Here is a 14,696-nt window from a genome sequence, read left to right as displayed (position 1 = left end):
TATCACCAGATACATCTTGATCGCAGGCTAAAAATTGAAGCCCAAAAACAATTGATTACCATGAAAGATCAAGCTAACATATTATCTTTATACAGGCAGCATTTAGCTGCCTTTTTGCGTTAATAAGAGACTGAAATGAACAACGATCAACCGCTGATGAGCACTTATGGCAGACTACCTGTTGCTTTTGAAAATGGTGACGGCGCCTGGCTATACGACACTGACGGAAACAAATACTTTGATACCTTTTTTGGTATAGCTGTTTGCGGCCTTGGCCATTCACACCCCGCAGTTACCAAAGCAATCAAAGATCAGGCCGGCCGCCTACTCCACTGTTCAAATCTTTATCACACGCCTTTACAAGTCAAACTTGCACAGACCTTATGCCAAATATCAGGTATGGAAAAAGTTTTCTTTTCCAACTCCGGTGCTGAAGCGAATGAAGCCGCTATTAAGCTAGCCAGAAAGTATGGGCATGACAAGGGTATACAGACTCCCACGATTATCGTCATGGATCAATCTTTCCACGGCAGGACTATGGCGACCTTGACCGCGACAGGAAACCGAAAAGCACAAGCGGGCTTCGAGCCTTTACTAGGCGGCTTTGTTAGAGCACCATTCAATGACGTTAAAGCTGTTGAAGCGATTGCCAAATCGAACCCTAATGTTGTCGCAATTCTAGTCGAGCCCATTCAAGGTGAAGGAGGTCTCTCAATCGCTGAGGACGGTTACCTAAAATCTTTGCGTCAGATCTGCGATGAGAATGACTGGCTATTGATGTTAGACGAAGTTCAAACAGGTAACGGCAGAACGGGTAATTATTTTGCTTATCAAGGGTATGATGTAACACCTGACGTTGTGACAACTGCAAAAGGCATCGCCAATGGCTACCCTATTGGTGCATGCATGGCAAAAGGCAGCGCAGCCGATGTTCTTACTCCCGGCACTCACGGTTCGACCTTCGGCGGAAACCCTCTTGGCTGTGCAGCTGCACTAGCGACAATCAATGAAATTACAAGCCATAAGCTTTGTGATAGAGCATCTGTTCTCGGAGAACGCATTCTTAAAGAACTTGAGAATGAACTTTTGGCAGCTAACTACGTTGCTGATATTCGCGGCAGGGGCTTAATGATCGGCATTGAACTGACCGAACCTTGCCTAGAGCTCGTTCCACTAGCCAAGGCAAAAGGCTTACTATTGAACGTCACTTCCGAAAAAGTGATTCGACTTCTACCGGCACTGAATATGAGTGACGACGAGTGTGAATTCTTAATTGACGCCGTCGTACAAATCATTCGCCTATATTCTGCCGACGATCGCAGCAGGCCCCGCTCTTAACTGGGCAGGAAACACTCTACCTCCACGATCAAATCGTTTATTTATTGAGAGACAAATGGCACTAAGACACTTCTTAACCTTAAATGACCTTTCCAGCCAAGAGCTTAAGCAAGTTATTGAGCGAGCTATCACACTTAAAACCGAGCATAAGCAAGGTAATATCTATGAGCCTCTCAAAAATCGCGTTTTAGCACTAATCTTCGAGAAGTCTTCTACCCGAACTCGTGTTTCTTTCGAGTCTGGCATGGCTCAATTTGGTGGTTCATCTCTATTTTTGTCTCCTCGGGATACGCAATTGGGTCGTGGAGAACCGGTTGAAGATAGTGCTAGGGTACTATCACGTATGGTTGATGCAATTACTATTCGAACCTTCGAACATGAGAAACTGGCATTATTTGCACGACACTCCTCGGTGCCAGTCATTAACGCCCTTACAGATGACTTCCACCCCTGCCAATTACTTGCCGATATGCAAACCTATCACGAACATAGAGGCTCAATCGAAGGCAAAAAAGTCGTATGGGTCGGTGATGGTAATAATATGTGCCATTCTTTCATTAACGCTGCAGCACTACTTAACTTCGAGTTGGTCATCTCATCACCCGTCGGCTACGACCCAAATAACGAGTTGCTCAAAAAGAATCAAAAACATGCTCATATTGTACGAAACCCAATTGCCGCCGTCAAAAATGCCGACTTAGTTGTAACTGATGTCTGGGCATCAATGGGGCAAGAAGAAGAGCAAAAAGAGCGCATCAACAAGTTTAAAGACTATCAAGTTAGCCCGGAACTAATGAGCGTAGCGAACTCTGATGCCCTATTCATGCATTGCCTGCCTGCACATCGTGGAGAAGAAATTAGTCACGACATGCTGGATCACCCCAGCTCAGTCGTTTGGGATGAAGCAGAAAATAGATTACATTCTCAAAAGGCACTTCTTGAGTTTTTATTGTGTAATGCTTAAGTAAACATAAGAAAGGATTTAGTAGCACGTGTCTTCACCAACAAAGATGAGCAATATACTCGAAGTTAACGATGTACAGTGCAACTATGAAAACCTAATCGTCATTAAAGACCTTTCTTTTAAGCTGGTCAGAGGTGATATAGCTTGTTTACTTGGGCCAAGTGGGTGTGGCAAAAGCACCATTCTCCGCGCTATCGCCGGCTTTGAGAATCTTGAAGCCGGCACAATCAATTTGAACGGCTTAACTATATCCAGTACCAACAAGGTACAAGCCCCCGAGAAAAGACGGATTGGCATGGTATTTCAAGACTATGCCCTCTTCCCCCACCTTAGCGTCAGCCAAAATATCGCTTTCGGCCTCACAGGCATTAAGGACAAAACCGAAAAGTCAGCTCATATTGAAAAGTTAATTCACTTAGTCGACCTAGATGGCTATCAAAACAGCTTTCCACATGAACTGTCTGGCGGGCAACAACAACGAGTAGCGCTAGCACGAGCTTTAGCGCCTGAACCCGAACTTATCCTACTAGATGAACCTTTTTCAAATCTTGATGCTGAGCTACGCAACCGTCTAAGCATTGATATCAGGAACATTCTTAAGACTTTAGGAATCAGTGCAATATTAGTGACTCATGATCAGAAAGAAGCATTCGCTATGTGTGACTATATTGGCGTTATTGATCAAGGAAAAGTTCAACAATGGGGAAAACCCTACGAGCTATATCACGAACCCGTAAATCCTTTTGTCGCTAGGTTTATTGGACACGGCACCTTTATCAAAGGTGAAACCTTAACACCCGATACCTTCTCAAGTGAGGTCGGTGTGATTCAAGGCAATCGTGCTTATAACTGGCCAGAAAAAACCAGGATTGAAATACTAATTCGTCCCGACGATGTAATTTATAAACCAGGAGCAAACCTGAATGCCGTCGTCAGCTCGAAAATTTTTGCAGGCACCTCAACCCAATACCAATTAAAGCTTGCCTCTGATACGGCTCTCGATGTCATCTTCCCTAGCCACCAGGATTTTAATATCGGAGAAACCATTAATATCGCAATCGACGCAGAGCACCTGATTGCATATGAAGTATCAACCTAAACTAAATTGGCTTTAGTTGGCGCTGCAATGCTGTGACTCCTCAGCAGTGCGCTCAAAAAACTCAGCGTAAGTCTCAAGTAGTTCAGGCTTCTCCCAATGCAAAAAGTGCCCCACCCCTTTGACTAGCTGAAACTCTCCATTCGCCAGCATTTTAGTAGCTTTACGCGTGTCAAAGAGGTCCATAATGGTATCGAACTGCCCCATAACAACTAGCACGGGAATCGCAATCGAGCTCAACTCAATATGCTGCTTAAGATCCCCCATCTGAGTAACCGACCGACTATGCTCATAAAATGATGCATACTGCTCCTCACTCATATCATTAAACTGGCTAATAATTTGGCGCTTTAAATGCTCAGGAATAAGTTGGCCAAACTTCTCTATCATCAATGGCGCAATTTCAGCGCCACGCCCCTGCTCAATATAAGACTGAACTTGATCTATAATTACCTGAAGGACTGAATTTGCACGCGTGCCAAAACTGCCAAGAACAGCCCGATTAAACAAATCCGGATAACGATCCAAATAAGAAGCCGCAACAATTGAGCCCCAAGAGCCGCCAACTAAATATCGACTAGAGTACTTTTGCGCATCAATTCTGACTAATAACTCATGCAAGGCATCCACTTGCTCTTCAAGCGATACCCCCATGCAACCGTAGTTAATTTTTGCACGCCCTTGCCCAGGCAAGTCAAATACCAGGATGCTGTATTCAGTTTGAAAACGAGAGACAAAACTGCGCCATGCAGACATGGTTTGTTTTGCACCGCCAATGCATACCATTAACTTATCTGAAGAGCCATATAGCCTATACGGAATTTCAAATCGTGAGACCTCAAGTTTCCCTGCGATTTTATTCACACAAGCCTCCTTCCACCTAATGTCACTGAGCGAGCAGTTAAGGGTGATAGAAATCAGAGCAGATAACAAGTTAATTGGGTAAGATTTGTGAAAGTATGCCTTAAAAGATCAAAATCTTAATTCAGGCCTTTAGTTAACATCGCCTGATCTACAACAGATTGCCCCCCTAACCAGATCGCACGTAAAGCACGAGAGAGGGCTGTATTCGAAAATGAGGAAACACGCACGTTATTGTAATAAAAACTCACCTTCCCCTCTGGCTTAAAGAATATTTTGAGAGAGTCTCCCTCTTTTACATCTGTATTGATACTGGACACCAGCTTAGTTATTTCTTGAGAAAGCGCCTGAAAGTCGTGATTTGAAAGATTTTTCTCAAGCCCTTCTGACAAAGCATTGTGAACCTTCTCTTTAGGCAAATCTCTTTCATAATTCAGAGTTAGAAGCTCTGCATAATTACTCTTGTTAGACTGGGAAACACTTCGGTAATAAGCGACATCATAGACATCAAAAAATAGGAATGACCGTTCCGCTTCTCCTATCAATACGAATGTATAGGTCTGCTGCATATGCGCTAGATAGCTTATTACGGGAAAACCCAAAGTGCTTGACGCTTCATGTTTCGATTCCGGCCCGGCAAAACTAAGCATAACAGGAACAAAACAGAACAAAGCTATCAAGCTTTTTGAAACCTTACCCAAGCGCCAGCTCCTTGGTTATCTTTGATAAGGCATCCATTGGGTCATCAGCTTGAGTAATTGGCCTACCTATCACCAAATAGTCTGAGCCAGCCTGAACAGCTTCATACGGTGTCATAATCCGCTTCTGATCCCCCACTGAAGCAAATGCAGGCCTTATTCCCGGGGTCACCAACTTAAAGTCAGCCCCTAAGTTAGCCTTTAACTCAGCTACCTCGTGTGAAGAACACACTACGCCATCCATTCCTACATCTCTACTGAGCTCGGCCAATCGATTTACCTGCTGTTGCGCTGACACCTCCAAACCAAGCTCATGAAGGTCTGCGTCTTGCATGCTAGTCAACACCGTAACAGCAATCAACAAGGGCTTTTTCTGATAGCTAGTTAACTTGGAAACGCAGGCTTCCATCATCTGCCGTCCACCAGATGCATGAACATTTACCATCCAGACACCAAGGTCTGCAGCCACAGCAACTGCATTAGCTGTCGTATTTGGAATATCGTGAAATTTTAGATCGAGAAACACCTCAAAACCAAGACCATGCAGGGACTCCAATATCTGAGGTCCACAACGTGTATATAGTTCCTTCCCGACCTTTACCCGGCAGTATGAGGGGTCTAGAGACTCAGCCATTTTTATTGCACTTGCCGAGTCAGGGTAATCAAGCGCAACTATTAGTGGTGATTTTTGTTCTACCGAAGACATGTCTGTACCTTGCATATAAATCCTTACAATTCCGAAATCGTTTAATTCACGACCTTTTTTTCATACTCTAATACCGGTTTAATCGTCTGCCAGCTCTTACAACTAGGACAATTCCAGTGCAGCTGCCCACCGTTAAATCCACACTGAGAACAGCGGTATTTCTCTTTCTTATCACTCTCACGGGATATAATTCTAATCAATTGGCGAGCCAACTTCGGGTGAATGTCATCAGACATGCCCTCCATACTAAATAAATAGTTTAATGCTCGAAGACTTGGCAAACTGGAAAGCTGGTCAAGCAGGAATTCAAATGCTTCATCCTTACGCCCCTGAGCTTCCATTGAAGCAACGACTGCCAACATCACTGGCATCTGCCCTGTATCTTCGTAAAGGTTTTTAAGATACGCCTGATGCTGATCAAAAGATTCTGTCTTGACGGTGCACTCTAACAAAAGAGGCAAAGCTAAAATGATGTCTTCAGGAGCTATTTCTGCAACTTGCTTTAAGAAACGAATAGCTTCTCCATACCTCTCATCCTGTTGAGCAAGCGCAGCCTGTCCAAGCAAAGCCCTGACACACAATTTATTAACTCCCAAAGCCTGCTTAAATAAATTGATTGCTTCCCTTTGCTGGTTACTTTTTAGCTTTTCCTCAGCAAGCTCACAATAGTACTGAGACAGTCGAATCTTTATTTCGGGATGACGCCTTAAATCAATCTCTTTAGCAATGACCAATGCGCCTGACCAGTCTTTTTCACGCTCACAGATATCAAGTAATAAAACCTGACTACGATAGGAGTATCTTTTAGATTGTGTTAATTGTAACAATAAAGACTCTGCTCTATCGAAAAGGCCTGCAGCTTTATAGTCTTTTGCTAGCTCAAATATCACAGCATCACTGGCTTCATTTGAGATTTCTGGGTGAGCCATTAGATTCTGGTGAATTAGTATAGCTTTCTCTACCTCACCTTGTTTTCTAAAGTGCGTACCGATAGAGATGTGTGTTTGAAGAGTTTCTTCGGATACTTCCAGGGAGTTAATCAATCGATCTATAGCATCATCGGAATAACTATCAAAAAGCAGCTGGAGTCGGTGCTTTTCACCGACCTTTGTTTGGCTAGGTTCGCTAGTAGGAGACCTTTTCTGCTTAGCGCTATATCCGAGCAACCAGCCTAAAGAAAGCGCTAAAAACAGAAAAACCCAGAGCTGCGCAGTTTCCATTTACTAGCCTTTTGAGGTCGCTCTTTTAAGTCTCGACAGTTTAGTTTCTGTTGTCTGGAGACGCTTATCTTTAATTTTTTTCGAACCAAAAAGGGAAATCTGAGTCGGTACAGAAAATAAGAAACCAAGAATGAGGCCAACAACCAAGCTGCCTAACACCCAAAACCCCACACTAAGAGAGGTGAACTCGACAAATAATAGATCCACAGCTACAAGCGCATCATTTCGTAAAACAAAAACAACACAAGCGAGTAGAATAACTACAAAAAGAAGAAATGAAAGAGCGAATAAAATACGTGCCATTAATAAAACCTGACTCAAATATTGAAACGTGCCTAGATCTTTACCATGTTAACACGCTGACTATATTAGAGGCGAATTTGATTAATAGCCTTCTTTTAGACTCTCATTTACACGATCTCTAAGCTCTTTACCTGGCTTAAAGTGAGGCACATGCTTTGCCTGAAGACTAACAGACTCACCTGTTTTCGGATTTCTACCCATCCTTGGTGCTCGATAGTGTAGAGAAAAACTACCAAACCCACGAATCTCAATACGCTGCCCTGACGACAAGGTATCAGACATAAGATCAATAAGTGTTTTTATCGCCAGCTCAACATCTTTGACTGACAACTGCGTTTGCTTCGCAGCAATAATTTCAACTAATTCGGACTTTGTCATTAACTGTTCGATCCCTAAAAGACTCAACAATAACGTTGCTTTTTTTCAGTGTAGACAAAGAAACCAAAAAAACAAAAAAAACGGGCCTATAGCCCGTTTTTTTTGATTATATTACAACCAGTTAGTTGTATTGATGAAAGCGCATTACTTGTTTTGCATTTGCTCTTTAATCAAATCACCGATTGTAGTTGGTCCAGCAGACTCAACTTGCTTCTCACGAACTTCTTTCATCGCCTGCTTTTCGTCATCGATATCTTTAGACTTAACAGACAAATTAATTACGCGATTCTTACGATCAATATTGATGATCTTAGCTTCTACTTCATCGCCTTCTTTAAGCTGAGTAGTTAGATCTTCAACACGATCCTGACTCATTTCAGAAGCTTTCAAAGTCGCTTCAACATCTTCGCCAAGTTCTACAATAGCTGCTTTCGCATCTACTGACTTAACAGTACCTGTAACGATAGTACCTTTATCGTTAACCTGCACGTATTCAGCAAATGGGTCGCGCTCAAGCTGCTTGATACCTAAAGAGATACGCTCACGCTCTGGATCAACAGAAAGAATCACAGTTTCAATCTCGTCGCCTTTCTTGTACTTACGAACAGCTTCTTCGCCAGTTTCGTGCCAAGAAATATCAGACAAGTGAACTAGACCGTCAATGCCGCCATCCAAACCAATGAAGATGCCGAAGTCAGTGATAGATTTGATCTTACCGCTAACTTTATCTTCTTTGTTGAACTTGCTTGAGAACTCTTCCCAAGGATTAGCGTGACACTGCTTAATACCTAGAGAAATACGACGACGCTCTTCATCGATATCAAGAACCATTACTTCAACTTCATCACCTAACTGAACAACCTTAGATGGGTGAATGTTCTTGTTAGTCCAATCCATTTCAGAAACGTGAACAAGACCTTCAACGCCTTCTTCAATTTCTGCGAAACAACCGTAGTCAGTTAGGTTAGTTACGCGCGCAGTTACACGAGTATTCTCTGGGTAACGCTCTTTGATCTGTACCCATGGATCTTCACCTAGCTGCTTAAGGCCTAGTGAAACACGGTTACGCTCACGATCAAACTTCAATACTTTAACATTGATCTCGTCACCAACATTTACGATTTCACTTGGATGCTTAATACGCTTCCAAGCCATATCTGTAATGTGTAGAAGACCGTCAACACCACCTAAGTCAACGAAAGCACCGTAGTCAGTAAGGTTCTTAACGATACCCTTGGCTTCCATACCTTCAGCCATTGACTCAAGCAATGCTTCACGTTCTGCACTATTTTCAGCTTCAAGCACTGAACGACGAGAAACAACAACGTTGTTACGCTTCTGATCTAGCTTGATAACTTTAAATTCTAATTCTTTACCTTCAAGGTGTAGCGTGTCACGTACTGGACGAACATCAACCAATGAACCAGGAAGGAAGGCACGGATAGTTTTCAGCTCAACAGTGAAACCACCTTTAACCTTACCGTTAATCACACCTTTAACGATTTCTTCAGCTTCAAATGCTTTCTCAAGCTCTTTCCAAGCTTCAGCACGCTTAGCCTTCTCACGAGATAGGCGTGTTTCACCGAAGCCATCTTCAACAGCATCTAGTGCAACATCAACAGAGTCACCGATCTTTAATTCGACTTCACCGCTCTCGTTAACAAATTGAGATAGAGGTATAACACCTTCTGACTTTAGGCCAGCGTTTACTGTAACCCAGTCGCTATCAATATCTACTACAACACCCGCAATAATTGCTCCCGGGGTCATATCGATTTCATTTAGACTCTCTTCAAATAACTCTGCAAAGCTCTCGCTCATTACAATTCCTGTGTGATTAAATTCTCCGTACCACCAGCATGTACGGTTTATTTATTGAAATGGGTTTTGCATTGCTGGCCAACGTTAACCAAAACCCAAAAGTTTAGAAGTCGTATTTATTAAGATTTCCGCTCAATAAAATTAACAACTTCCTTTAAAACTTCTTCGATAGAAAGCCCTGTAGTATCAACATGATACGCATCTTCAGCGGCTTTGAGCGGAGCATTTTTTCGCCCCATGTCTCGGGCGTCTCGCTCTTCTATCTCCTTTAAAAGGGGCGCGATTTTAACATCTTCCCCCTCCGCCTTCAACTGCTTAAAGCGTCTATCCGCCCTAGCTTCTGCGCTCGCTGTCATAAATACCTTATATTCTGCCTCTGGAAACACCACTGTCCCCATATCTCGACCATCAGCAACCAAGCCAGGCTCGACTGCAAAGTTTCTTTGCCTTTGCAATAATGCTGCGCGAACAGATGCCAAAGGCGCTATCTTTGACGCATCATTACCCACAGTTTCTGTACGAATATCATTCGTCACATCCTGACCACCAAGTAATACTCTGACAGGCTCACCGTACTCAGATGGAACGAATTCAACATCTAACTTCTCAGCGACTTCAGCCAAAGCCTCTTCGTTATCGAAAGCAACCCCCAACCTAGTAGCAGCCAGCGCGGTAAGACGATAAAGCGCCCCGCTATCAAGCAAAGACCAGCCCAAATGCTTCGCCACGAGCTGAGCAATACTCCCCTTACCCGCGCCGCTGGGACCATCTATCGTTAATACTTTGCATGTCATTCAACTATCTCCAATTTTTTGAATGTCACGAAATTTTTCAGCACCATTCTTTACTACAACTCGTTTTACTCGGAATCGTCTTCAACGCTAATATTCAGACCCACTTCACTAGCCAACTCAACAAAATTTGGAAATGACGTCGCAACATTAGCACAATCCCTAATCACGATTTCACCCTTCGCTCTTAATGAAGCGACAGCGAAAGACATCGCTATTCTATGATCGCCATGACTATGAACTGTACCGCCTTGAATCTCAGAATTCTTGATCACTATACCGTCGTGCTTAACATCCGTTCTAACACCCAGCTGCGCCAAACCATCAGCCATCACTTGTATACGGTCGCTTTCCTTAACACGAAGCTCTTCAGCGCCACTTAAGACCGTCTCTCCCTCAGCACAAACCGCAGCAATAAACAAAACAGGAAACTCATCGATCGCAAGCGGAACCTGATCCTCTGGAATTTTAATTCCTTTAAGAGGTGCATGCTTAACACGAATGTCGCCTACAGGCTCACCACCTACGACAGACTCATTCATTACCTCTATATCAGCACCCATCTGGCGTAAAATGTTGATAATACCAACACGCGTAGGGTTTAGGCCTACGTGCTTGAGTGTCAAATCAGCGCCTGGGCAGATAGATGCAGCAACCATAAAGAAAGCTGCAGAGGAAATATCCGCAGGCACATCAATAGACCCGCCTTTCAGAGAACCACCTCCAGCCAAAGTAGCAACTGCACCCTCTCGCTTTACCGGATAACCAAAACCATTAAGCATACGCTCTGTATGGTCTCGAGTCGGCGCTGGCTCCTGAACCTGTGTTTCGCCATCAGCGTATAAGCCCGCCAATAACAAACAAGACTTAACTTGCGCACTGGCCATTGGCATATCATAACGAATACCTGCCAGAGTTTGAGAACCACTAATTTTTAGAGGCGGACGTCCACCTTCCGCAGACTCAATTTTCGCACCCATTTGACGTAATGGGCCAGCAACTCGCTCCATTGGCCGCTTAGATAAAGACTCATCACCCGTCAATTCCGTATCAAATTTTTGCCCGGCAAGTAGACCGGCAAATAAACGCATACCAGTTCCTGAGTTACCAAGGTAAAGTGGCCCAGGAGGCGCTTGAAGACCATGCAGACCAACACCATGAATCTTAACTCGCCCTTCTTCTGGCCCCTCAATTACAACCCCCATATCCCTAAAGGCCTGAAGTGTCGCCAGACTATCTTCGCCCTCAAGAAACCCTTCAACTTCCGTCACTCCTTCTGCAAGAGCGCCTAACATTATTGAACGATGGGAAATCGATTTATCGCCCGCTACTCGGATATTTCCGCGAACTTCACCGCCAGGTGCCATTTTGAACGTTACATTTTTAGTATTCATAGTATCGGTATACGACTGTCCGTTTAGTATTTTTGAAAAGTGCTCTCTCGCAGACTTAGCTCGCGTAAAAACGCCTAACAAGTGCTGACTATCGCCTTGCTCGACACTGGTTCTCAAGGAAGCAAGGTCTGAAGTAAAGTGATCTAAAACCTTAAGTAAGGCATCTTTATTGGCAAGAAAAATGTCATGCCACATCAAAGGATCACTTGCGGCAATACGAGTAAAATCTCTAAAGCCTCCCGCTGCATAACGGAAGATCTCTTGGTTCTGCTCCTCACCGGCAAGCGTATCGACCAACGAAAAGGCTAACAAATGTGGCAAATGGCTAGTCGCAGCAAGGACTTCATCATGCTTCTCAATCGACATTTCAAGCACGGTCGCACCGGCCATACGCCACATAGACCGAACCAGGGACAAAGCAAGATGGTTAGTATTTTTTAAGGGTGTCAATATGACTTTATGGCGCTGATATAAATTTTCATCAGCAGCCATGACTCCACTGCGTTCCGAGCCCGCTATTGGGTGCCCCGGAACGACAAACGAAGGTACCTCACCATAGACTGCTTCAACAGCCTCAAGAAAGCATTTTTTTACGCTACCAACATCGGTAACAACAGCCCCCTCTTTCAATGACACCTTTACTTCACTTAAGACATCTTCAAATGCCTTTACAGGAACCGCCAGCACAACCAAGTCAGCACCTTTCACTGCCGCAGCGATAGATTCAGCAGCCTCATCGATAACTCCTAACTCAACACCAAGCTTAGCCTCACTATGATTTAAGGAGTAACCGCAAGTGTGTGCTGCAAAACCTTCAGTTCTCGCGGCCTTAGCCAAGGAGCCACCAATCAACCCAACACCAATTACAGCCAACCTTGCAATGCGCGAGCTCACAAGCATCCTTCCTCTCGTAAAGAGTCGAGTGCTTTAATAAACTTTGAATTCTCCTGCTCCAAACCAATAGATACACGAAGGAACGAGTTCATACCGTAATTCGCTACAGGGCGCACAATCACACCAAGCTTCAACAAGCGCTGATAAATTTCCATAGCATCAACACCCGTATCAAAGGTAATAAAGTTACCTTTTGACGGAATAAATTCTAGCCCGAGATGCTCAAGAGCAAGCGCCATCTGACACATCCCTTGAGCATTACACTCAACACTAGCCTTTAGGTAGGCATCATCTCTTAAAACAGCAGCTGCTGCGGCTAATGCTAAAGAATTGACATTAAACGGGTGCCGTACACGATTAAGGATATTCGCGATACCCGGATGAGAGACAGCATAGCCCACACGCAAAGAAGCCAACCCCCAAGCTTTGGAAAAGGTTCTAGTAACAATCAGATTTGTGTGCTTTTCGACAAGACCGATACCATCCGGAAAGTCTTCATCGGAAATGTATTCACAATAAGCTTCATCCAAAACAACAATCACTCGTTCCGGCACCTTGGCTAGAAACTCAAGCAAAAGATCTTTATTGATCGATGTCCCCGTTGGGTTATTCGGGTTAGCAATAAATATTAGTTTGGTTTTCTCAGAAATTCGCTCATACATTGCATCAAGGTCATGACCCCAATCTTTTGAGGGAGCTACAACAGCTTTAGCACCTACAGCCTGACAGGATATCGCATAAACTGCGAAGGCATATTCAGAGAAAATTACTTCAGAATCTCGATCAGAAAAACAACGAGTAATAATATCCAACAAGTCATTTGAGCCGTTGCCAAGCGTCATGCTCTCAAGGCTGATGTCATGCCCTTGAAATGACAGATACTCTTTTAAGGCATACTTTAGTTTATAGCCATTGCCATCAGGGTAACGACTTCCCTCAGCGAGCTCAGCTGAAATGGCTTGTTTTGCCAATTCACTCATACCCAGAGGATTTTCATTACTTGCCAGCTTTACAATATCGCTAATACCCAACTCTCGTTCTAGCTCGTCAATGGGTTTTCCGGGTTGATAAGGATGCAAAGCCTGGACAGGCGCTACAGCCAAACCTGAAAGCTGGTCAGATTTTTTCACTAGAGCACACCCACCGGGTAAGAACCGAGATGTTTAATTTCTACCGCATCAGGAGAAACCTGCTGAACAACTTTCTGCACGCCTTCGTCATCGATATGACCTTCGAAATCAATAAAGAACACATAGGCCCAAGTACCGGAATTCGAAGGCCGAGTTTCCAGGCGGGTAAGGCTAATATCATTTTGATGGAAAGGCTCAAGGACGTGATATAGTGCCCCTGGTTTGTTCTTGGCCGACACCATAATAGAGGTCTTATCTTGACCGCTAGCAGGAACAACATCGCTACCGATAATCAAGAAGCGGGTCGTATTATCAGGCTGATCTTCAATATTCTCGACAAGTTTGAGTAAGCTATACTGCTCGGCTGCCATGTCACCAGCGATCGCAACAGCCCCTTCTTCTTTCATGCTGAGCTTTGCAGCCTCGGCATTACTACTAACAGCAACACGCTCAACTTGAGGGCAATTCGCATCCAACCATTTCCGGCACTGCGCCAAAGATTGCTGATGGGAATAGACTCGTTTGATATCAGAGGGTTTGATTTCATCATTCGATAGCAAGTGGTGATGAATTCTTAACTTCACTTCACCAGCAATGAATAAAGGTGAATTTACGAAACTATCCAAAGTATGATTAACAACGCCTTCCGTTGAGTTCTCAACTGGTACAACGCCATAGTTTGCCTGGCCAGACTCCACCTCTCGAAACACTTCATCAATTGCACTCATAGGCTGAGCATGAACAAAGTGTCCAAAATGTTTTAGGGCCGCTGCATGCGTATAAGTACCTTCCGGCCCTAAAAAAGCTACCTTCATTGGTTTTTCAAGGGCTAGACAACAGGACATTATCTCTCTGAAGAGCTTAGCAACATCTTCATCTGGCATAGGCCCCGTATTGCGTTCCATTACGGCCCGCAGGACCTGAGCCTCTCGCTCAGGGCGATAATACTGCACAAGCTCATTACCGGCAGCAGCCTGCTTCACCTCAGCAACACGCTGAGCACAAGCTGCGCGCTGGTTGATCAAAGACTGAATATTTTGATCAATCTCATCAATCTGAGCCCGTAGCTTTGCGAGCTCTGTTGCTTCATCTACCATTATAT

The 14,696-nt window shown here is 44.1% G+C and carries 14 protein-coding genes; 3 read left to right on the top strand and 11 right to left on the bottom strand.

Features of this window, described 5'->3' with window-relative positions:
• Window positions 1-135: 135 nt before the first annotated feature.
• Genes A3729_RS19555 through A3729_RS19545 form a run of 3 tightly spaced genes read left to right on the top strand, consistent with a single transcriptional unit; the run spans window position 136 to window position 3,401 of the window.
• Window positions 136-1,338: an aspartate aminotransferase family protein gene (locus tag A3729_RS19555; protein ID WP_231872212.1), complete on the top strand. Its 1,203-nt coding sequence runs from the start codon at window positions 136-138 to the stop codon at window positions 1,336-1,338.
• Window positions 1,339-1,393: 55 nt separating this feature from the next.
• Window positions 1,394-2,302, top strand: coding sequence for an ornithine carbamoyltransferase (gene argF, locus A3729_RS19550; protein ID WP_068509298.1), 909 nt, complete (start codon window positions 1,394-1,396; stop codon window positions 2,300-2,302).
• Between the two features lie 28 nt (window positions 2,303-2,330).
• On the top strand, window positions 2,331-3,401 hold the full coding sequence (locus tag A3729_RS19545; protein WP_231872213.1) for an ABC transporter ATP-binding protein: 1,071 nt from the start codon (window positions 2,331-2,333) through the stop codon (window positions 3,399-3,401).
• A gap of 12 nt (window positions 3,402-3,413) precedes the next feature.
• Here the strand turns inward: A3729_RS19545 and A3729_RS19540 are convergent, their stop codons facing one another.
• From A3729_RS19540 to pheA, 11 genes are all read right to left on the bottom strand, one after another.
• Window positions 3,414-4,262: an alpha/beta fold hydrolase gene (locus A3729_RS19540; RefSeq protein ID WP_068509302.1), complete on the bottom strand. Its 849-nt coding sequence runs from the start codon at window positions 4,260-4,262 to the stop codon at window positions 3,414-3,416.
• 116 nt (window positions 4,263-4,378) lie between these two features.
• Window positions 4,379-4,960 (bottom strand): chalcone isomerase family protein, encoded by a 582-nt coding sequence (locus tag A3729_RS19535; protein ID WP_068509304.1) that lies wholly within the window; start codon window positions 4,958-4,960, stop codon window positions 4,379-4,381.
• Window positions 4,953-5,678 carry an orotidine-5'-phosphate decarboxylase gene (gene pyrF, locus A3729_RS19530; protein WP_082865164.1) on the bottom strand — a complete coding sequence of 242 codons (726 nt, stop codon included), beginning with the start codon at window positions 5,676-5,678 and terminating at the stop codon, window positions 4,953-4,955. Before pyrF ends, A3729_RS19535 begins: the two co-directional genes overlap by 8 nt.
• A 26-nt stretch (window positions 5,679-5,704) precedes the next feature.
• Entirely contained in the window at window positions 5,705-6,883 is a 1,179-nt protein-coding gene (locus A3729_RS19525; protein WP_068509305.1) for a tetratricopeptide repeat protein, read from the bottom strand.
• A gap of 3 nt (window positions 6,884-6,886) precedes the next feature.
• Window positions 6,887-7,186 (bottom strand): LapA family protein, encoded by a 300-nt coding sequence (locus A3729_RS19520; RefSeq protein WP_068509306.1) that lies wholly within the window; start codon window positions 7,184-7,186, stop codon window positions 6,887-6,889.
• Between the two features lie 81 nt (window positions 7,187-7,267).
• The gene (locus tag A3729_RS19515) at window positions 7,268-7,564 is read right to left on the bottom strand and encodes an integration host factor subunit beta (protein ID WP_068509308.1); all 297 of its coding nucleotides are present in this window, start codon (window positions 7,562-7,564) and stop codon (window positions 7,268-7,270) included.
• 144 nt (window positions 7,565-7,708) lie between these two features.
• Complete coding sequence (gene rpsA, locus A3729_RS19510) at window positions 7,709-9,385, bottom strand: 30S ribosomal protein S1 (RefSeq protein ID WP_068509310.1); 1,677 nt, start codon at window positions 9,383-9,385, stop codon at window positions 7,709-7,711.
• A gap of 119 nt (window positions 9,386-9,504) precedes the next feature.
• Window positions 9,505-10,179, bottom strand: coding sequence for a (d)CMP kinase (cmk, locus tag A3729_RS19505; protein ID WP_068509312.1), 675 nt, complete (start codon window positions 10,177-10,179; stop codon window positions 9,505-9,507).
• A gap of 65 nt (window positions 10,180-10,244) precedes the next feature.
• Window positions 10,245-12,470 (bottom strand): bifunctional prephenate dehydrogenase/3-phosphoshikimate 1-carboxyvinyltransferase, encoded by a 2,226-nt coding sequence (locus A3729_RS19500; protein WP_068553341.1) that lies wholly within the window; start codon window positions 12,468-12,470, stop codon window positions 10,245-10,247.
• On the bottom strand, window positions 12,461-13,594 hold the full coding sequence (gene hisC, locus A3729_RS19495; RefSeq protein WP_231872046.1) for a histidinol-phosphate transaminase: 1,134 nt from the start codon (window positions 13,592-13,594) through the stop codon (window positions 12,461-12,463). Before hisC ends, A3729_RS19500 begins: the two co-directional genes overlap by 10 nt.
• Complete coding sequence (gene pheA / locus A3729_RS19490) at window positions 13,594-14,691, bottom strand: prephenate dehydratase (RefSeq protein WP_068515499.1); 1,098 nt, start codon at window positions 14,689-14,691, stop codon at window positions 13,594-13,596. Before pheA ends, hisC begins: the two co-directional genes overlap by 1 nt.
• Window positions 14,692-14,696 lie beyond the last annotated feature (5 nt).

Source organism: Oleiphilus sp. HI0043, assembly GCF_001634935.1.
Note: the sequence above shows the minus strand (reverse complement) of the source record. Positions and strands in the feature narration are given on the sequence as shown.